Annotated in this window: 18 protein-coding genes; 10 read left to right on the top strand and 8 right to left on the bottom strand. The window is 49.1% G+C overall.

Annotated features, from left to right (window positions below; genetic code table 11):
* Nucleotides 1–47 precede the first annotated feature (47 nt).
* The 3 genes from RN22_RS16805 (at nucleotide 48) to RN22_RS16795 (ending at nucleotide 2,869) form a co-directional block, all read left to right on the top strand.
* Nucleotides 48–1,304 carry an ABC transporter permease gene (locus tag RN22_RS16805; protein ID WP_046305995.1) on the top strand — a complete coding sequence of 419 codons (1,257 nt, stop codon included), beginning with the start codon at nucleotides 48–50 and terminating at the stop codon, nucleotides 1,302–1,304.
* A 10-nt stretch (nucleotides 1,305–1,314) separates the two neighbouring features.
* Complete coding sequence (locus RN22_RS16800) at nucleotides 1,315–2,163, top strand: ABC transporter permease (protein ID WP_046305993.1); 849 nt, start codon at nucleotides 1,315–1,317, stop codon at nucleotides 2,161–2,163.
* Nucleotides 2,164–2,326: 163 nt separating this feature from the next.
* Nucleotides 2,327–2,869, top strand: a complete 543-nt coding sequence (locus tag RN22_RS16795) for an SRPBCC family protein (RefSeq protein ID WP_156168222.1) — start codon at nucleotides 2,327–2,329, stop codon at nucleotides 2,867–2,869.
* Between the two features lie 58 nt (nucleotides 2,870–2,927).
* Here RN22_RS16795 and RN22_RS16790 read toward each other — a convergent pair whose 3' ends face one another.
* Together RN22_RS16790 and RN22_RS16785 are read right to left on the bottom strand one after the other, a co-directional pair.
* A complete protein-coding gene (locus RN22_RS16790; protein ID WP_002539977.1) occupies nucleotides 2,928–3,275 on the bottom strand; it encodes a DUF6404 family protein in 348 nt (115 codons plus the stop codon).
* A 106-nt stretch (nucleotides 3,276–3,381) separates the two neighbouring features.
* Nucleotides 3,382–3,972: a class I SAM-dependent methyltransferase gene (locus RN22_RS16785; protein WP_046305991.1), complete on the bottom strand. Its 591-nt coding sequence runs from the start codon at nucleotides 3,970–3,972 to the stop codon at nucleotides 3,382–3,384.
* Nucleotides 3,973–4,129: 157 nt separating this feature from the next.
* Here RN22_RS16785 and RN22_RS16780 point away from each other — a divergent pair, with 157 nt between their 5' ends.
* On the top strand, nucleotides 4,130–5,029 hold the full coding sequence (locus tag RN22_RS16780; RefSeq protein WP_046305989.1) for a GyrI-like domain-containing protein: 900 nt from the start codon (nucleotides 4,130–4,132) through the stop codon (nucleotides 5,027–5,029).
* A 52-nt stretch (nucleotides 5,030–5,081) separates the two neighbouring features.
* On the opposite strand, the gene RN22_RS16775 is transcribed toward RN22_RS16780, so the two are convergent.
* Complete coding sequence (locus tag RN22_RS16775; RefSeq protein ID WP_046305987.1) at nucleotides 5,082–6,236, bottom strand: multidrug effflux MFS transporter; 1,155 nt, start codon at nucleotides 6,234–6,236, stop codon at nucleotides 5,082–5,084.
* A 98-nt stretch (nucleotides 6,237–6,334) separates the two neighbouring features.
* Here RN22_RS16775 and RN22_RS16770 point away from each other — a divergent pair, with 98 nt between their 5' ends.
* From RN22_RS16770 to RN22_RS16760, 3 genes are all read left to right on the top strand, one after another.
* Nucleotides 6,335–7,114, top strand: coding sequence for a helix-turn-helix transcriptional regulator (locus RN22_RS16770; RefSeq protein WP_046305984.1), 780 nt, complete (start codon nucleotides 6,335–6,337; stop codon nucleotides 7,112–7,114).
* Between the two features lie 143 nt (nucleotides 7,115–7,257).
* A complete protein-coding gene (locus RN22_RS16765) occupies nucleotides 7,258–7,527 on the top strand; it encodes a hypothetical protein (RefSeq protein ID WP_046305982.1) in 270 nt (89 codons plus the stop codon).
* Between the two features lie 274 nt (nucleotides 7,528–7,801).
* Nucleotides 7,802–8,263 carry an Hsp20 family protein gene (locus RN22_RS16760; RefSeq protein ID WP_002539983.1) on the top strand — a complete coding sequence of 154 codons (462 nt, stop codon included), beginning with the start codon at nucleotides 7,802–7,804 and terminating at the stop codon, nucleotides 8,261–8,263.
* Between the two features lie 50 nt (nucleotides 8,264–8,313).
* On the opposite strand, the gene RN22_RS16755 is transcribed toward RN22_RS16760, so the two are convergent.
* From RN22_RS16755 to RN22_RS16735, 5 genes are all read right to left on the bottom strand, one after another.
* Complete coding sequence (locus RN22_RS16755) at nucleotides 8,314–8,769, bottom strand: GNAT family N-acetyltransferase (RefSeq protein ID WP_046305980.1); 456 nt, start codon at nucleotides 8,767–8,769, stop codon at nucleotides 8,314–8,316.
* Nucleotides 8,753–9,439, bottom strand: a complete 687-nt coding sequence (locus tag RN22_RS16750) for an SDR family oxidoreductase (protein WP_046305978.1) — start codon at nucleotides 9,437–9,439, stop codon at nucleotides 8,753–8,755. The genes RN22_RS16755 and RN22_RS16750 overlap by 17 nt, the downstream gene beginning before the upstream one ends.
* A gap of 510 nt (nucleotides 9,440–9,949) precedes the next feature.
* A complete protein-coding gene (locus RN22_RS16745) occupies nucleotides 9,950–10,975 on the bottom strand; it encodes a GlxA family transcriptional regulator (RefSeq protein WP_046305976.1) in 1,026 nt (341 codons plus the stop codon).
* A 287-nt stretch (nucleotides 10,976–11,262) separates the two neighbouring features.
* Nucleotides 11,263–12,177, bottom strand: coding sequence for a pseudouridine-5'-phosphate glycosidase (locus RN22_RS16740; RefSeq protein ID WP_002539991.1), 915 nt, complete (start codon nucleotides 12,175–12,177; stop codon nucleotides 11,263–11,265).
* Nucleotides 12,171–13,262, bottom strand: coding sequence for a PfkB family carbohydrate kinase (locus RN22_RS16735; RefSeq protein ID WP_002539992.1), 1,092 nt, complete (start codon nucleotides 13,260–13,262; stop codon nucleotides 12,171–12,173). The genes RN22_RS16740 and RN22_RS16735 overlap by 7 nt, the downstream gene beginning before the upstream one ends.
* Nucleotides 13,263–13,545: 283 nt before the next feature.
* On the opposite strand from RN22_RS16735, the gene RN22_RS16730 reads away from it, so the two are divergent.
* Genes RN22_RS16730 through fdhF form a run of 3 tightly spaced genes read left to right on the top strand, consistent with a single transcriptional unit; the run spans nucleotide 13,546 to nucleotide 18,548 of the window.
* Nucleotides 13,546–14,061, top strand: coding sequence for a formate dehydrogenase subunit gamma (locus RN22_RS16730; RefSeq protein ID WP_046305974.1), 516 nt, complete (start codon nucleotides 13,546–13,548; stop codon nucleotides 14,059–14,061).
* Nucleotides 14,058–15,656 (top strand): NADH-quinone oxidoreductase subunit NuoF, encoded by a 1,599-nt coding sequence (locus tag RN22_RS16725; protein WP_046305972.1) that lies wholly within the window; start codon nucleotides 14,058–14,060, stop codon nucleotides 15,654–15,656. The genes RN22_RS16730 and RN22_RS16725 overlap by 4 nt, the downstream gene beginning before the upstream one ends.
* An 18-nt stretch (nucleotides 15,657–15,674) precedes the next feature.
* On the top strand, nucleotides 15,675–18,548 hold the full coding sequence (fdhF, locus tag RN22_RS16720) for a formate dehydrogenase subunit alpha (RefSeq protein ID WP_046305970.1): 2,874 nt from the start codon (nucleotides 15,675–15,677) through the stop codon (nucleotides 18,546–18,548).
* Nucleotide 18,549 lies beyond the last annotated feature (1 nt).

Raw genomic sequence — 18,549 nt, 5'->3', positions numbered from 1 at the left:
AAAGGAAGCCCGCCGTTTTTGTTTTTATTTGAAGTTGGGAGAGTCTGGTGCAGGGAAGTCCAGTCAATGAAATAACCACGGCCGATGGAGTATCGCTGAGAGTCAGTCAGCAGCGCTCTATCCGCCGCAACAAAATCAGGGCATTTTTGTTGGTATCGCCGCTACTGATCTTTTTGCTGGTGGCTTTTGTATTCCCCATCGTTGACATGCTTCAACGCAGTGTCGAAAACCCTGAAGTCTCTACCTATCTTCCGAACACCAAAGCCGCGCTGCAAGACTGGAATGGCGAAGAGCTGCCCGGTGAAGAAACGTATGCCGCTTTAGTGCAAGATCTGAAAATCGGCGCTGAAGCGCGCAATATCGGTAAAGTGGCGTCACGCCTGAACTATGCAAAATCTGGTATGCGTTCGCTGATCATGAAATCAGCGCGAAAATCCAAACGCCTTAACGAAGGCCCTTACAAAGAAGCGATGGCAAAAATCGACAAGCGCTGGATGGACATTGCTGTCTGGCAGCTGATTGAACGTGAGTCTTCGCCTTATACGCTTTCTTACTACCTGAATGCGGTTGACCTTAAATACGGCGATGACGGCAGTATCGTCGCCCAGCCTGAAAATCTACAAATTTACAATGCCCTGTTCTGGCGAACGCTCTACATGAGTATGAGCATTACTTTCCTTTGTCTGCTCTTGGGCTACCCAGTTGCTTACTTGTTGGCGAACCTGCCAATGAAACAGGCGAACCTTTTGATGATTCTGGTTCTGCTACCATTCTGGACGTCACTTTTGGTACGTACCGCCACTTGGATTGCGATTTTGCAGCAACAAGGTGTGCTGAATGACCTCATGGTGGGGGCAGGCATTCTGGATGACGAAAATCGAATACAGATGATTTATAACCAGACGGGTACGCTGGTGGCGATGACACACATTCTGCTGCCCTTTATGATCCTGCCGCTCTACTCCGTTATGAAAACCATCTCTCCGAGTTATATGCGGGCTGCGCGCTCGATGGGGGCGACGCAAACCATGGCGTTTCGCCGTGTCTACTTCCCGCAAACGCTGCCGGGTATCGGCGCGGGCTCGATTTTGGTGTTTATTCTTTCAATTGGTTACTACATCACGCCAGCCTTGGTGGGTGGTCAAACAGGGACCTTTATCACCAACTTCATTGCTTACCACATGCAGACTTCGCTTAACTGGGGTTTGGCGGCGGCGATCGCTTCCATCCTGCTGATTGTGGTGATCTTACTGTATTGGGTTTACAACCGCCTTATCGGCGTCGACAACGTGAAGTTAGGGTAAGGAGGACAAGATGGCTTTACCTGAATGCGCAACCACAGGCGAAAAAGTTTGGTATGTGGTGTTTCGCCTAATCTGTGCGGCGATTTTCCTATTCTTGATTGGCCCCTTGTTGGTCATCATTCCTTTGAGTTTCAATGCCGAACCGTACTTTACGTTTACACCTGAAATGCTGAGTTTTGACCCTGCCGGATATTCGCTTCGCTGGTACGACGATTTCTTCACTTCTGAGGCGTGGCAAACGGCGGTCAAAAACAGTGTGATTGTAGCGATTGCTTCCACTTTGTTGGCGACGGTACTGGGAACCATTGCGGCGCTTGGGCTTTCCAGCCGTTACATGCCATACAAAGACGCAATCATGGCCATTCTTATTTCGCCAATGATTGTGCCTTTGATTATCTCCGCTGCAGCGATGTTCTTTTTCTTCTCCCGTTTCCAGCTTACCCAAACCTATGTGGGCGTGATCTTGGCGCATACAGCGTTGGGTATTCCGTTCGTGGTGATTACCGTCACCGCGACACTGAGTGGTTTTGATCACTCCTTGACCCGCGCGTCGGCAAGCTTGGGGGCGAATCCGGTTCAGACTTTCTTCAAAGTCGTCCTTCCGTTGGTTACGCCCGGGGTTATCTCTGGCGCACTGTTCGCTTTCATCACATCATTTGATGAAGTGGTCGTGGTGCTCTTTATTGCAGGGCCAGAACAGACGACGCTGCCGATTCAGATGTGGTCGGGAATACGGGAAGAAATCAGCCCGACGATATTGGCGGCAGCGACCCTGCTGGTGGTGCTGTCTATCGCTTTGCTGACAACCTTGGAGTTCCTCCGCCGACGCAGCGCAAAGATGCGAGGCATTGAAGAGTAAGCTTTACCTCATAGAGTCAAAACACCCGCTTTATGCGGGTGTTTTCTTTTTCCCATCTTTCTTTCATCTGTATCCCGACTCTCTCAACTAATTTCATTTCCATCTGGCACCTATGCAAGGTGATGTTGCTTACATGGTGTGTCGCTAACAGAGGATGCAAAGAATGATAAAGACGTTGAAAACCTTTATGGGAGCAGCACTGGTGATCTCGATGCCTGTAATGGCATTGGATGGTTTGGAAAAGCTTTCGGTGACGGAAACTGTCATTATCGATGCGCCGGCGAAAGAAGTGTGGGACAAAGCCATCAGCTTTGATGGATTGGATTCGTGGATTCCGGGTATCACCAAGAATGAACTGGTGTCGGGCGTGCCGAACGAAGCTGGGGCGGTAAGGAAACTCTATGTGGATGATGCGTCACTGACAGAGGAGTTGATGGGCATTGATAACAAAACCATGACGCTGAATTACAGAATCATCAAGGAGAATGTCGACTTGTTGCCCGTCACGCATTACACCTCAACCATTTCGGTGGTTTCGAAAGGAGACAATGTGAGTGAAGTGAGTTGGAGCGGTGAGTTTTACCGTGGCTTTCCAGAAAGTAATCCGCCTGGCTATCTGACAGATGAAGCGGCAGTTAAAGGTGTCACGGGCTTGTATCAGGCTGGCTTAGGAAACTTGAAGAAAGTACTGGAAGGTAAAAAGTAATAGCTGGCTTGCTGACCACCCATCCCCCTAATCAGGGTGGTCGGCAAACCAGGCTGATCTAGATTTCGCCCCAGCTAGGAAGCTGTTTTCTTTTCGCGGAAAGCTTGTACCACGCAGACATCATCACACCGAAAAACAGGCCGGTAACCAGAGATGCGTTAAACGCATAGCTGAGGGACACACCGAGAGATTCCCACTGCATAAACCACATGATCAATCCCCACAAGGTACCAAACCAAAGGGTACCGAGCAGCGTGTTGATGCTGAAGGAACAGAACTGCGGTGGTGGAACTTTCAATCCCAATTTACGCGCAAGACGGTAAATCAGAGGATTGGCGGAAGATGGCAAAAAGCCTTTCTCAGTCAGGACCTCATGTGCACGGTCCAGTTGTTGCTCGAAACTCATTGCTAATCACTATATACAACTCAGTGCGCTCACTATAACCCAAGGGAGACTGGGCTAAAGGAGGATTGGCAGGTTTGGTGACCGCCGTCTCGCCAACGGCAAGTTTTCAGCGCTTTATCGCGATCAGCGTAAAGGTATGCCAGTGTTTTTCGTTACCAATGGCGGTTTTTCCTAGCTCGTCACGCTCCTTTGAGAAGACTATCTCAAACCCTTTGAACATGTCGTCTAACATGACTTTATCTACGGGTGCCAGCGTTCGACTGGGGTCCTGGTTCCAGGTGTCATTGTGGCCAATGAAATCACCACAAAACACGCCGCCACGGATGAGTGATGAACGGATCCGGCTCCAAACAGCATCGAGCTCTTTAGCTTCGCAGAAGAACAAACTGTTATTGGCTGTAATCAGGCTTGATATGGGAAATTCAAACTCTGAAAATGAATCAAGCGTCAGGTTCAGCTTGGGGTGACTCTTGCAACGCTGGTGGGTTAGCGTCACAGCATCTTCATTTAAATCGAAGGCATGGACTTCATATTGCTGAGCCAAAAGATAAGCCGTTTCAGCACCGCTTCCACAGCCACAATCAACAGCAACGCGATGCCCGGTTTTATCGAGTTTTACTGCTTTTTCCACCAGTTTTCGATGTGGCATTGGAGACACTTTCTGATAGTACTGATTCCATTTGGTTTGTTGATTCATTTGACCTCCGATTCCGTGGTCATGATGAAAATGGGAGTAAAGGAACGCAAGGAATCTCCCTATTTGATGGAAAGAATCTCAAGTTTATCTTGGAAGCGTTGAAGTAAAGAAAGGATCGTTTAGGCTCGGTTTGTAGATAAGTCCGAAGAGAAAAGCCATGCGTGTTGATTACCAAAAGCGGTTGCTGCCTGTCATTCGTCATCTAGAAAAACATTTTAACGAGCCACTCAACCTGCCCGAAGTCGCGGCTTTGGCAAATCTCTCGCCTTATCATTTTCACCGTACATTTAAGGCGGTACAGGGAGAAACGCTGGCAGATTTCATCAGGCGTCTGCGTCTCGAAGCGGCGGCTGATGAGTTGTTTAAGAACAAACAGCCGGTACTCAACATTGCCCTAGAGTTTGGTTTTTCTTCCTCACAGAGTCTCGCGAAGGCCTTCCAACAACATTTTGGCGTTACGCCAACAGCCTTTCGTGACTGTGAAGACTATAAGGCATTTTCCGAGCTTGCACGAAACAGCAAGATTGGACACGCGCTGCGCAAGATTGGAAACGAAGCGGAAGTGACTGATTCATATACTGGCTCTGACACATCAACATGGAGCAAGACAATGGAAAAACAACACTTCGAGCGCAGTAAACTGGCCTACGTCCGCGTGACCGGTCCTTATGGTCAGGGATATGAAGAAGCGAGTGGTCGTCTTTATCAATGGGCGGGCATGAATGGCTTAGCAGGGAACACCTGTATTTTCATTTACCACGATAACCCTGAAATTACCCCGAACGAGAAGTGCAGGACGGATATCTGCCTAATGGTGCCGGATGAGACCGATGTCCCCGTAGGTATTGAGTTTCAGGAGTTCCCCGGTGGCGAATATGCGGTCATGCGCCAGAACATCACGGACTTTAGTCAGTACCCCAAAGCATGGGATGACCTGATGGGTAAAGTGATTGAGATGGGCATTGAATCAGATGATCGTCCATGCTTCGAGCTTTACCACAGCTTTGATATGCAAACCCAGCATGCTGATGTCAGTTTCTGCACTGCAATACGATAACGTCGTTAGAACACTATAACTGAGGAAGCCCACGATAACCGTGGGCTTCTGTTTATGTGTTGGTCGCTGATGCCAGGCGTTTTTTCGTGGTTGGCAAGACGAATACTAGTGTAACCAAGGAAGCGGTGAACAAGGTTCCCCCGAGACTCTGGAATATTCCTGCAATGCCCAACGAAACTCCAAGCATGAGGTAATACATCAACCCAAACAGCGCACCGGCAGAGCCAGCATACTGGCGGTAGTTAACCAATGCTTGACCGAGAATATTGGGTATTGCAATGCCGTACGCGACGACGATTCCCATCATTGGCAGAACAAGCAGGTAGCTTCCTTGTAGTGCACCAACGCCGGCGCTACAGAGCACAGCCAAAGCACTGGATCCTGAAACTAAGGTATTCGTCTCGAAGCCGCGTTTGAGTAAAGACTTATTAATCATGCTGCCTGCAAATGATCCCAGCGCCAGCACAATCCCGGTGTACCCAAATTCAATGGAACTGAGGCCAAGTTGTTTGAAAGTAAAAGGTGCAATCGCGTAGTAGCTGAACAACATAAGATTAAAGGCGGCCACCAAAACGGCATTCTTCCATATTGAGCCATCGCGCAGCATTGCACGGGACACTGAAGCAAGCGAAACACGTCGGGTATGCACAGGTTTGGTTTCTGTCAGGGAAAATGTAGACCCAACCAGTAACACCACTGCTAGACCCAATAATGCTGTGAATACGCCCAAGTAACCTGAGTAAGTGGTCACGACACTTCCCAGAATCAGTCCAATCACAGGGCTAACAGCGGTCGCCATTCCCATGATAGAGAAGACGCTGCCCAGTTCAGCGCCTTCGTAGCTGTCCCTTAACATGGTTTGACCGACGACGGAGCCTGTCGCTGCCCCAAAGGCGGAAATCACTCGGGCTAAAAGTACGACATGAAAGTCGGCCGCAAGCATGGCTAACACGCTTCCCAGTGCATAAGTCGTCAAACCAATGAGCATCGCTGTGCGTCGTCCCAATGTATCGGCAAGCCTTCCCCACACCACTACGCCAACCGCAAATGCAGAAAAGTAAACCGATAACGTGAGTGATGCCGTATCAAAAGAAACGCCAAAGGCTTCAGCCAGATCGGGCAATGCCGGGCTGTAAATTGTTTCGGCAATTTGGGGAAACATCAGCAGCGCCCCAAGAAGCCACAAGGACGGGGTTTGCGTTTTCATAAAGTCTCCAATAATCGTTTTTGATGGCGTGGAGTCTACAGGTGGATATACTTGGCCTATTAACGTCATTAAAACAAAAAACATCAAAATAAGGACAGATGGCAGTTATAACCGAAGAAACCCGATTTAACGCGGATGTGTTGGAAGCGCCTATCATTGGCGTTGCCGCACAGATTGGGCGTCATGACTCGGGAATGCACAAACACAACAAGCATCAGCTTCTGTTTGCTTCTTCAGGGTGCATGAGCATCAACCTGAACGGGTTATGGTGTGTGCTGCCGCCAAGCCGTGCTGCCTGGATTCCAGCTGGCACGGTTCACTGCGCAGTGATGAGGAATGTGGTGGCTTATCGGTCATTGTATTTCGACGCACAGATATCCCAGCACCTTCCTAAAGACATCAAGATAATCGCTGTCAACGGCCTGCTAAGAGAACTCATCGAGCGTATGGCTTACTGGGAATGGGAAATGCCACAAGAAGATCAGCAAGCCATCTTCTCGCTGTTTTGTCAGGAGTTCGGCGACGCACAAGAAGAGCACTTCGCTTTGAAACTCCCTTCTGATCGCCGCCTAAAAGTTTGGCTTGAGGAAGTGATGGCAGGGAATGTGCTGCCAGAGCCTTTAGTCGAGATGGCAAAGGGTATTGGTGCCAGTGCCAAAACCATCAGTCGCATCTTCACTCGGGAAACGGGTATGCCTTATCAGTCCTGGCGACAACAATGGCGGTTGCAGGCATCTGTCGAGCGCTTGTCGGAAGGGGAAAGTGTGTCAGAAGTGGCGTCAGCACTGAAATTTTCCAGCGATAGTGCATTTATCAGCTTCTTTAGGAAGATGACAGGCAACACACCGGGTCGTTATCTCAGAGAGCCCACCGAATAATAAATTTACAGTGCAAATTGTTCATTCAATGCAGCGTTACCGTCAGCGTGTCGTTCATATCCATAATTTACTCTGGGTTGTAATGATAACCATTATCATCTAAATTCAGGGTATGTGATAGGAATTTCAGACGGGTGAAGGCAATGGATAGCAAGCACGTTAAAGGCAAAGGAGCCACCGCAGTTCAACATGTTGAAAAAGTGCAGCTCGAATTCAGTGTAGAAACACTCGAGCGCCTGTTTATGAACGGTCAATTGTGCGCTGCCGAGTTTAGCTGTTTAAATGGTCAATCAAAGAAAGTGGTTCAAGCGTTGTGCCTAAACACTTGCATGCACCGTGTGTGTAACGATAAAGACCGTAAGACATTCGTGGAAGATAACCTTCTTATCGACAACAAAAATATTAGCTACTAATTTTTTATATCCCATGCCTTGAACTTTCCTATATCGCCCCAATATATAATTATTGGCGGTTCTAATTTGCCATTAACAAATGGTCTACATTTCAAAACTCCATCACCTAATAATCAAAGATTTAAAAGAAAATAAAAATTTTTTCTCTTTTTACCCTTGAAAGTGTTTTAGTCCATCTCCAAATATAGTGGTGTAGAGGTTGTGGCGATATTCGTGCGGCCTCTCGGATAAATCATTTAACTAAATTTAATATCGCTTCATTGGAGGATATATGATGAAAACTATCGACTTGACCCCACTATACCGTAATAGCGTCGGCTTTGACCGCTTTGCTAATTTACTGGATAACGCGTTCCGCGCAGAAAGCGCAGCAGCGGGTTACCCTCCATATAACATTGAATCGCTTGAAGACAGCAAGTACGCAATAACGCTTGCAGTAGCCGGCTTCACTCAGGAAGAGCTTCACATTAACGTTGAGCGTGGAGTGCTGACAATCCGTGGTGAAAAAGAGAAGGTAGAAGGTAAAAACTACCTGTACCAAGGCATTGCAAACCGTACTTTCGAGCGTAAGTTCAACCTGGCTGACTATGTTGAGGTCACCGGTGCAGATCTGGAAAATGGTCTGCTGAAGATTAACCTTCTGAAAGTGATTCCTGAAGCAATGAAAGCTAAGTCCATTGCAATCAATGGCGGTTCACCTTCTTCTATTGAAAACAAAGAAGAAGTGATTGCTTAATTAAATTTCATGATGTTGCGTTAAATAAAAGGGCTGATTCATTCAGCCCTTCATAGTACTAATTTCATTTTAATATGTTTAATGCCAGTTTTTGGTGAGGTATACACGTCGCCCATTTTATTAAACCCCAACTTTTCATAAAGCGGAATTGCATGCAGGCGCGCACTTAAAATAATATGTTTTGTTAAGTGCTTTTTAGCGTGGGCAACCAGTCGGCTAAGAATGGCCTCTCCCAACCCTTTGCGCTGATGGTCTGGTGAAACTACCATTTGTGATATCTGCACGGTTGAATCATCCCGTTTGGTCAACCGGCCATAAGCCAGCAATTCCCCGTCACAGATAGCCGCGAGATGCCGGCTGTTATCTTCATCGGTATCAAATAAAACTTCCCAAGGTAGGCCTGGCTCTTCGAAAAACAAGGCGTAACGAAGGCTCAAAGCCTGTTGATAATGCTTTGAGTCTGTATCCAGCCAGAGATATTCAATGTGCTTACCAAGCGTGTTCATAACCTTCCCAAGTGAAAAATTTGCCGCTGTCTTTCATTGTCAGTGACTGGGAGAGTTTTACAATACCTTCTGCGCTCTCTTGCACCGTGATGTCGGCTTCATCACCACCCATATCGGTTTTCACCCATCCTGGATGTACCGGACACACAATAATGCCCTCTGCTTTCAGCTCTAACGCCAGCACTTGCATAACTTTGTTCACGGCTGCTTTAGAACTTCGGTAAGCCAACATCCCGGTGGACTCTCGGTTCAAAGCTCCCATCTGGCTTGAAATAGTCAGGACTTTAGGTGAAGGGCTTTTCTTTAAGTTGCTGAGCAGAGCGTTAGTAACCATCAAAGGAGCGATGGTGTTTATCTCAAAGGTTTGTTTCCATCCTTCAACGTCCATGTCGCTGTAACTCTGATGGTCAGGACCAATAACACCTGCGTTGTTCACCAAGACATCAATATGAGTGTCTGCAAGTGAAGCAGCAAACGCTGTGATGCTTTGTGAGTCGGTCACTTCCAGAGGGTGAAGCGTTAATTGACCAGTCCCTTGCAACTGAGTCAGTGCAACGGGTGGCTCTGGTGTGCGATAGGTCGCGACCACTTTATCGCCTTTCGCAAGATAAGTTTTCACTAGCTCCAAGCCTATTCCGCGCGCAGCGCCTGTAACCACAATAGTACTCATCCTATGACTCCTTTCTTGTACGATGATTTAGGCAGGTTATATGTCATTGAGATGACAAAAGAATGTTTGGGGGAAAATTTTGTCCTCAGTCGCATAAATTGCGAGGTCAGGATTTAATCACATAAACTCAATCTATTACGTGTCGCGAAGAAAGTTACCCACAGAAACGGTGGATAACCCTTTGGGTAACGTTGAATTAATACAAACGTCATCTTGGGATGAAGCCGTCTGCTTAAAAAGTACGCGGGTTAAGCAGGGGTAGTTAAACACGGCAGGCTTTATTTTTTCCTCAAATTTGTATGCGGCGAAACAGGTTTCGTTATGTGTCTCGCTTCTTATCGAAATGTCAGGATCGTCTAGATTATCGGCACATAAAAGAAGATCAGGTACTGCGAAATTGACGTTGAACAAAAATTGAACACTTTATTCCAGCAGATGAGATGGCAGATCCTGCCGGAGAAAAAAAGCCCCGGAAATTCCGGGGCTGATGTTTTGGAAGATATTCAACGTTTAGCTGGCTATTTGTGCGCTCTCTAAGCTGACACTGCCGAGTGTCGGCTCTTGGTCTTGGCGCATGCCTACACGCTCTTCTCTTGGCGGAATGCCGTAGTAATCTCTGTAGCATTTGGAGAAGTGGGGTGTGGATACAAACCCGCAGGCAATCGAGATTTCGATGATCGAGAGATTGGTCTGGATCAGAAGTTGTTTGGCCCGACTGAGCCTGAGGTGCAGATAGTAACGTGAAGGCGAACACTGAATATGTCGTTGGAACAGTCTTTCGAGTTGACGACGCGAGAGCTGTACGAGACCAGCGAGTTCGTCGATGCAGAAAGGCTCTTCGAGATTGGCTTCCATTAAGGATACGGTTTCGAGCAACTTAGGTTGCGCAGTGCCGATAAGGTTTCTCAACGGTATTTTCTGAACGTCTTCTGTATTTCTTACACGTTCGCACATGAACATTTCAGAAATGGCAGCACTCAGTTTGTTGCCGTGCTCTTTCGTGACCATATTGAGCATCATATCCATCGGTGCAGTTCCGCCCGCACTTGTCATGCGCTTCTCGTCAAGAGAGAAAAGTTTGTTGCTGACACGGACGGTGGGGAAAGCCTCCTGAAAACCAGCGAGGTATTCCCAGTGGATAGAGCAGGCTTTGTTCTGCATGATACCGGCTTTCGCCAAGAGATAGCTGCCCGTACAGATAGCACCAATGGTCACTTGCTTTCTATCCAGTGAGCCCAGCCAATTCAGCAACTTTGGATTGGCTGCCTTTTCAATATCTAAGCCACCACAAATAATCACGATGTCCAAAGCTTGCTGAGAAGGGATGCCTTCATCGACACCTATCTGTAGCGAATCACTGGCTGATACCGCTTTGCCATCTTCGCTCAGTGTGTGCCAGCGGTACAAGGTCTCGCCTGACAACTGGTTTGCCATGCGCAATACTTCAATCGCAGAAGCCATCGCTAGCATGGTAAAGCGGTCACACAGATAGAAACCGATGTTAACTGTTTGGCGTAGTGAGGATACTGTGCCCATAGGAACCTCTCCATTCTCGGTTTGTTTTAAACCGTCCTTGTTTAATTTAGTTACAGCTCTTAGAGATTGGCGCAGTCCAGAACGCAGCTTCTCCCCTATGGGTAGGACAATGTTAAAAAAAAGTAAAATTAATTTATTTGAAACACAGATGTCATGTGCTAAATGCTCTGTTTTAAGACAAAAGGAACGAAGATTTCTTATAAAAACGGACACCTTGAGGCCGAATTTCCGGCACTCAAGGTGTTTAGAGGTGTAATGAAATTCGAGGTTATTATTGAGAGTGAGTGTTAATCGCTGTATGCAACTGCAATCTTAGCGGCGAGCGCTGCATTGTTAAGTACCAATGCAATGTTGGCTTTTAGGCTGTTTCCTGCGGTCTTTTCGGCTACTTTTGCCAACAAAAATGGTGTGGAATCCTTACCTTTTATGCCTTTGGCATCCATTTCTGTAATCGCAGCTTCAATGACGCTATCGATTTCTTCGTTCTTCAGAGCGTGTTCTTCAGGTACAGGGTTAGCAATCACTGCGCCGCCTTTAAGTTTCATTTCCCACTTCGCTTTCAGTGCCGCCGCGATCAACTCAGGACTGTCGATTCGGTAGTCGACACCAAACTGACTTTCACGTGTATAAAACGCAGGCAGCGTTTCTGTGCCATAGCCAATCACGGGAACACCTTTGGTTTCGAGATACTCAAGTGTCAGTCCTAAATCGAGAATGGACTTAATTCCCGCGCACACAACGGCGACCTTCGTTTCTGCCAATTCTTCCAAATCCGCAGAGATATCAAAACTGGTTTCGGCACCTCTGTGAACGCCACCAATACCCCCCGTGGCAAACACACGGATGCCTGCCATATCGGCCAAAATCATCGTGGATGCGACCGTGGTTGCGCCGTCTGCTTTGTTTGCGACAATGAAAGGAATATCGCGGCGGCTGGTTTTGATCGCTGACTGACCTTGCTGCCCTAGATACGTGATTTCTTCTTCGCTGAGCCCCACTTTTAAACGGCCTTTGAGGATCGCGATAGTGGCAGGAATTGCCCCGTTATCACGCACCGCCTTTTCAACGCGTAGGGCAGTTTCCACATTTTCCGGATAAGGCATACCGTGGGAAATGATGGTGGATTCCAACGCGACAACAGGTTTGCCTTCTGACAAGGCTTGCTGAACGTCCGGGTGAATGTCGAGATAGGGGTTTAACATAAGGCTTCCTCTAGGCGCTGTAGCACCATCAATTCGGTAATGGTTGGGTTGATGGTTTGCATGTGCTCCATCGTTAACATGGCGCAGCCGAGCGCAAAGCGGCAGGATTCTGCGTCAGTCAGATTATTCATTTGTCCGTACACCAATCCGGCGAGAAAGGCATCTCCTGCGCCATTGGCATTGACCACATTGACTTTGGACGGACGGATTAAGGCGGTGTCTTCTGCCGAGCGATAGAGGATGCCATCGGCGCCAAGGCTCAGGAACAAGCGGGTGATGCCTTGTTGAATGAACCAGTCTGCAATGTCGTCGATATCCTCATCGGAATTCAGCGGTAAACCAGAAATGGTCTCCGCTTCCAACAGGTTCGGTTTGAGTGTGTGGATATGTTTGAGATACGGTTTGGCTTTGATGGATTTCGCCGTCGACACCGTATCCAAATAGATGACTTGATCGTGAAACTTACTAAACAGGTAAGCGAGAACATCGTCGTTGAGGTTGGTATCGATGATAATCGCCGCAGCGTGTTGGATAAGATCAGTATGTTGGGCGAGTAGCCCAATATTCAGGTGATCGAGAATCGACATGTCTGACACTGCAGCCAGCATATCTCCATGGGCATCCAGTAGAGAAAGATAGGTGGATGTGGTCTGTCCGGTAAGCTGACTGACTGCTTTAACGTCCACGCCCGCCTTGCGCGTAGCTTCCAGTACCACATTGCCGTAGGCATCATCCCCAACCACTGAAATCAATTTAGTGTCGACGCCTAATCTCGCCAGGTTTTCTGCAATATTCCGACCTACACCGCCGGCCGAACCCGTGATTTTTCCGGGGTTGGAATCACGCTCGACCATCGCCACTTCCGGCTGACCCAGAATGTCCATATTGGTGCCGCCAATCACGACCACATACTGTGGACGGTCAACAATATAGCCTTTTCCACGAATCACGCCTTTCCGCGTCATGTTCATAATATGCACAGCGACCGCAGAGCGACTGATATTCAGCTTGTCGGCAATACTCTGTTGCTGGATGAAGGGATCATCTTTGATCAATTGGAGAATTTCATCTTCGCGCGACGTCATGACACTTAACACCTGTTTGGTTGTTAAACAAATGTTAGTTTTAAATGAGGTGAGTAAACTGTCAATTACTGTTGAGCAACAATTAATCATTGTGTGACGGCATAGAAAAAATTTGTATAAAAACCAGCCAGTTTTGACCATGCTCATACTATCCCGCACGTCGCATTACCGCTGTTTCGGGTCTCAATTCGGGAACAGGAAGGAGGTGGAATGGCTCTACACTTAGATCAAGTCTGTGTGCGTAGACAGGCAGTTGTGATTGATTGGAAAGCAAGGAAAGCCAATGGAAAACCAAGGTCAGCGTAGCGCTTTGACGGAGCAAGAGCGCGCGGTCGTGGCGGAAGCGATCAATTCGCTTAAAGCCAAGCCGGGCGCGTTGTTGCCAGTGTTACACCACATTCAACATCAGTTGAGTTATGTGCCTCCGGCATCAGTGCCGATGATTGCGCACGGACTGAATTTGTCCAATGCCGATGTGCATGGCGTGATCAGCTTTTACCATGAGTTCCGCAATCAGCCACCGGGCGGACATGTCATTCAAATTTGCCGCGCTGAATCTTGTCAGTCGATGGGCTCGCGTGCTCTTGAAAAGCACGCCGCCTCAAGGCTGGGTATTGGCTTTCATGAAACGACTAAAGATAACAACTTCACTCTCGAACCCGTTTACTGTCTGGGCAACTGCATGTACTCGCCGTGTGTGAGAGTCGGTGATGATATCCACGGTGAAATGAACGATGAGGCATTCGACAACCTTGTCGATTCGTTGCTCACCCAAGTGATCGAGGTGAAAGCGCCATGAGTTATCGCATTTATGTTCCCCTCGACTCTTCTTCTGTTTCCCGTGGCGCTGAGAAAGTCGCTCAACGTTTGGCTCATAGTGCCGTCACCATGGGCGAATCTTTGACTATTGTCCGTAACGGTTCCCACGGCTTGTTCTGGCTCGAACCCATGATTGAAGTGGAATCAGAACAAGGCCGTGTGGCCTTTGGTCCGGTTTTCGAAGATGACGTGGATTCCCTATTAGCACTCCGTTTCTTTGCGCCAGATGAAGCGGGTAGCGCAGCGTTGGAGCACGCACTCTGTTTAGGGCTGACCACGGAAATTCCCTGGCTGAAAAAACAACAACGGCTGACGTTCGAACGTGTTGGGTTTGTTGACCCGTTAGATGTTGAAGATTACCGCAGCAAAGGCGGGTTCGTCGGGCTGAAAAAAGCGCTGGGTATGAGCACCCAACAGATTCTCGACGAAGTAAAAACCTCTGGCCTGCGTGGTCGCGGTGGTGCGGCGTTCCCGACGGGTATTAAGTGGCAAACCGTTTCAGATCAACCTGCGGGTCAAAAGTATGTGATTTGTAATGCAGATGAAGGTGATTCCGGGACTTTTGCCGACCGTATGCTGATGGAAGGCGACCCGTTCACCCTGATTGAAGGGATGATCATTTGCGCCATCGCTGTCGGAGCCACACAGGGATATGTCTATACCCGATCTGAGTATCCGAATGCCTGTAAGATCTTCATCCAAGCGATAGAAAAGGCTTATGCGGCGGGCTATCTCGGGGTGGATATTTGCGGCAGCGGCAAACATTTCGATTTAGAGCTTCGGATGGGCGCCGGGGCATATATCTGCGGTGAAGAAACCTCACTGATGGAAAGCTTGGAAGGCAAACGTGGATTGGTAAGAAGCAAGCCGCCGCTGCCGGCCATTGAAGGCTTATTTGGCAAACCCACCGTCATCAATAACGTTATTTCGCTGGCTTCGGTGCCTATCATCCTGTCCAAAGGGGCGGATTACTACAAAGACTTTGGTCAGGGCCGATCCCTCGGCACCATGCCAATCCAACTGGCGGGGAATGTGAAACGTCCCGGTCTGTTTGAGTTGGCTTTTGGCGTGACGATTCGGGAACTCTTGTTTGACTTCGGTGGCGGCAGTAAGACAGGAAAACCTCTCAAAGCCGTGCAAATTGGGGGGCCACTTGGCGCTTACATTGCTGAACATGACTGGGATACGGATCTGGATTACGAACATCTCGCTGCACGTGGTGCCATGCTTGGCCACGGCGGCATTGTCGCGTTCGACAATCAAACCGACATGAGCCAGATGGCGCGTTTTGCGATGGAATTCTGCGAGCTGGAATCCTGCGGGAAATGCACGCCTTGTCGTATTGGTGCAGTCCGCGGTGCGGAAGTGATTGACCAACTGCTGGATGCGCAAGGCGATGACAAGCTGGAACGTAAAGAGCTGCTGGATGATCTCTGCGAGACCATGGAGCAGGGCTCGCTCTGTGCCATGGGTGGGATGACGCCGTTTCCGGTGAAAAGCGCATTGAAGCACTTTCCAGAAGATTTCGGGCTCGCGAAGGACGCGGGTGCCCAAGTGAACAGTGGCGGCAAGTAAGCCGTTGAGGAGAAGACAATGGTTGAGTTCTATATTCCCATTGAGCAAGGCAGCAAAGACTTCGGTACGCCTGCTGTTAAAGGCGAAGACGTTAAGCAAATCTCACTGACCATTGATGGCTGGCCAATCTCTGTGCCAGAGGGCACGTCGGTCATGCATGCGTCTACCATGCTGAATATTCAAATTCCAAAATTGTGTGCCACTGATTCACTCGAAGCGTTTGGCTCATGCCGTATGTGTGTGGTGGAAATTGAAGGAATGCGCGGAAAACCCGCCGCCTGCACCACACCCGTTGCTGAAGGCATGGTGGTCACCACACAAAATGAAGCGCTGCGCAAGTTACGCCGTAACGTTATGGAGTTATATATTTCAGACCATCCACTGGATTGTTTGACCTGTGCGGTGAATGGCGACTGTGAATTGCAAGACATGGCGGGGGCAGTTGGTCTTCGTGACGTGCGCTACGGATTCGAAGGTAACAACCACCTAAACATGGAAAAGGACACCTCCAATCCTTACTTCACCTTTGATACCAGCAAATGCATTGTCTGTTCCCGATGTGTGCGTGCCTGTGAAGAGATTCAGGGTCAACACGCATTGACGGTGGAAAGTCGGGGTTTTGAATCCCGTATCGTTGCTGGGTCTGAATCGTTTATGGATTCTGAATGCGTGTCCTGTGGTGCTTGCGTACAAGCCTGTCCGACGGCTGCGTTGACAGAAAACAGTGTGATAGAACTGGGTACCCCGAGCCATTATCGCGTGACGACGTGTGCCTATTGCGGGGTTGGTTGTTCATTCCGTGCCGAAATGCGCGGTGATGAATTGATCCGAATGGTGCCGCACAAAGACGGCAAAGCAAATCAGGGGCATTCTTGTGTGAAAGGGCGTTTTGCCTTTGGCTATGCGACCCACAAAGATCGTGTGACCGACCCGATGATCCGCGACTCTATTGATGAACCTTGGCGCAAGGTAAGTTGGGAAGAAGCGATTGGCTTTGCCGCAGACAAGATCAAAGCGATCCGCGATAAACACGGCGCGAATGCGCTGGGTGGGATCACCTCTTCCCGCTGTACCAACGAAGAAACCTATCTGGTGCAAAAACTGGTTCGCGCAGGCTTTGGTACCAACAACGTGGATACCTGCGCCCGTGTCTGTCACTCTCCGACGGGTTATGGTCTGAAAACCACGTTGGGCGAATCGGCAGGTACACAGACGTTCGAATCAGTGCAAAAAGCCGATGCGATTATTGTTATCGGGGCCAACCCAACCGATGGTCATCCGGTGTTCGCATCCCAGCTCAAACGTCGCCTTCGCAGTGGCGCAAAACTGATAGTTATCGACCCGCGCGAAATTGATCTGGTCAACGCGGCGCATGTCCGTGCCCAATACCATCTTCAACTGCGTCCGGGAACCAATGTTGCCGTGTTGAATGCGTTGGCACACGTCATCATCAATGAAGGCTTGGAAGATACGTCGTACATTGAAGCGCGTTGCGACATGGCAGCGTACAAAAAATGGCGCGACTTTATTGCCGATGAACATCATTCACCGGAAGCGATGGAAAGCGCCACAGGCGTTCCTGCCATGCTGATCCGGGAAGCCGCACGTATGTACGCCAAAGCCGGAAACGGTGCCATTTACTATGGCCTTGGTGTGACAGAGCACAGCCAAGGCAGTTCGGCCGTGATGGCGATTGCCAACCTTGCGATGGCGACAGGTAACGTCGGTCGTGAAGGGGTGGGCGTGAACCCACTGCGCGGTCAGAACAATGTGCAAGGCAGTTGTGATATGGGCTCGTTCCCGCATGAGTTGCCGGGTTATCGTCATGTGTCAGACCCAGAAGTACGTGCGTTGTTTGAGGGTGAATGGGGCGTGCCGATTGATGATGAACCTGGGCTTCGCATTCCCAACATGTTCGATGCTGCCATCGCAGGTCGGTTTAAAGGCATGTATGTGCAGGGTGAAGACATCGCCCAATCTGATCCGAATACCCAACACGTTGAAGCAGCGCTGACATCGTTGGAATGCCTGATCGTTCAGGATATCTTCCTCAACGAAACGGCGAAGTTTGCGCATGTATTCCTGCCTGGTGCCAGCTTCTTAGAGAAAGACGGTACCTTCACCAATGCGGAGCGCCGTATCTCGCCAGTGCGTAAAGTGATGGCTCCGCTTTCGGGTAAAGCCGACTGGGAAGCGACCATGGATCTCGCCAACGCCCTTGGCTACGAGATGCATTACAAGCATCCTTCCGAAATCATGGATGAAATCGCCAAGCTGACGCCGACTTTCCATGGTGTCAGCTACGAAAAACTGGATGAGCTGGGCTCCATCCAGTGGCCATGTAATGATGAAGCGCCATTGGGAACCCCAACTATGCATATCGGCGGATTTGTGAAAGGCAAAGGCAGCTTTGTGGTGACCGAATACGTGGCGACAGAAGAGAAGGTGAATAAACGCTTCCCATTGTTGCTGACGACTGGGCGTATCCTATCGCAATACAATGTCGGTGCTCAGACACGTCGTACCGACAACAGCCAATGGCATAAGGAAGACGTATTGGAAATTCATCCTTTGGATGCGGAAGATCGCGGTGTTACAGATGGCTCTCCAGTCCGGATTGCTAGCCGCGCGGGTGAGATTACCTTGCCTGCGAAAATTAGCAATCGCATGCAACCGGGCGTGGTTTACACCACCTTCCATCACCCGGTTTCCGGTACCAATGTGATCACCACGGAAAACTCAGATTGGGCAACAAACTGCCCTGAATACAAAGTGACGGCGGTGCAGGTGAAAGTGGCAGTGGAACAGGCGGATTGGCAACAACGTTTCCGTGAGTTCGACGAACAACAACAAGCTCATTTATCTGCGGCGATACAAGACAGCAGCGATTAAG

Origin of the sequence: Grimontia sp. AD028 (assembly GCF_000973155.1) — a bacterium.
Classification (GTDB): Bacteria; Pseudomonadota; Gammaproteobacteria; order Enterobacterales; family Vibrionaceae; genus Enterovibrio; species Enterovibrio indicus.
The sequence above is the reverse complement of the archived record's forward strand: the minus strand, read 5'-3'. Positions and strand labels throughout refer to the sequence as shown.

Excerpts from the sequence above, each read along its gene's own strand:
- RN22_RS16800 (WP_046305993.1), top strand. The coding sequence starts at position 1,315 with ATGGCTTTACCTGAATGCGCAACCACAGGCGAAAAAGTTTGGTATGTG.
- RN22_RS16795 (WP_156168222.1), top strand. The coding sequence starts at position 2,327 with ATGATAAAGACGTTGAAAACCTTTATGGGAGCAGCACTGGTGATCTCG.
- RN22_RS16790 (WP_002539977.1), bottom strand. The coding sequence starts at position 3,275 with ATGAGTTTCGAGCAACAACTGGACCGTGCACATGAGGTCCTGACTGAG.
- RN22_RS16785 (WP_046305991.1), bottom strand. The coding sequence starts at position 3,972 with ATGAATCAACAAACCAAATGGAATCAGTACTATCAGAAAGTGTCTCCA.
- RN22_RS16780 (WP_046305989.1), top strand. The coding sequence starts at position 4,130 with ATGCGTGTTGATTACCAAAAGCGGTTGCTGCCTGTCATTCGTCATCTA.
- RN22_RS16775 (WP_046305987.1), bottom strand. The coding sequence starts at position 6,236 with ATGAAAACGCAAACCCCGTCCTTGTGGCTTCTTGGGGCGCTGCTGATG.
- RN22_RS16770 (WP_046305984.1), top strand. The coding sequence starts at position 6,335 with ATGGCAGTTATAACCGAAGAAACCCGATTTAACGCGGATGTGTTGGAA.
- RN22_RS16765 (WP_046305982.1), top strand. The coding sequence starts at position 7,258 with ATGGATAGCAAGCACGTTAAAGGCAAAGGAGCCACCGCAGTTCAACAT.
- RN22_RS16760 (WP_002539983.1), top strand. The coding sequence starts at position 7,802 with ATGAAAACTATCGACTTGACCCCACTATACCGTAATAGCGTCGGCTTT.
- RN22_RS16755 (WP_046305980.1), bottom strand. The coding sequence starts at position 8,769 with ATGAACACGCTTGGTAAGCACATTGAATATCTCTGGCTGGATACAGAC.
- RN22_RS16750 (WP_046305978.1), bottom strand. The coding sequence starts at position 9,439 with ATGAGTACTATTGTGGTTACAGGCGCTGCGCGCGGAATAGGCTTGGAG.
- RN22_RS16745 (WP_046305976.1), bottom strand. The coding sequence starts at position 10,975 with ATGGGCACAGTATCCTCACTACGCCAAACAGTTAACATCGGTTTCTAT.
- RN22_RS16740 (WP_002539991.1), bottom strand. The coding sequence starts at position 12,177 with ATGTTAAACCCCTATCTCGACATTCACCCGGACGTTCAGCAAGCCTTG.
- RN22_RS16735 (WP_002539992.1), bottom strand. The coding sequence starts at position 13,262 with ATGACGTCGCGCGAAGATGAAATTCTCCAATTGATCAAAGATGATCCC.
- RN22_RS16730 (WP_046305974.1), top strand. The coding sequence starts at position 13,546 with ATGGAAAACCAAGGTCAGCGTAGCGCTTTGACGGAGCAAGAGCGCGCG.
- RN22_RS16725 (WP_046305972.1), top strand. The coding sequence starts at position 14,058 with ATGAGTTATCGCATTTATGTTCCCCTCGACTCTTCTTCTGTTTCCCGT.
- fdhF (WP_046305970.1), top strand. The coding sequence starts at position 15,675 with ATGGTTGAGTTCTATATTCCCATTGAGCAAGGCAGCAAAGACTTCGGT.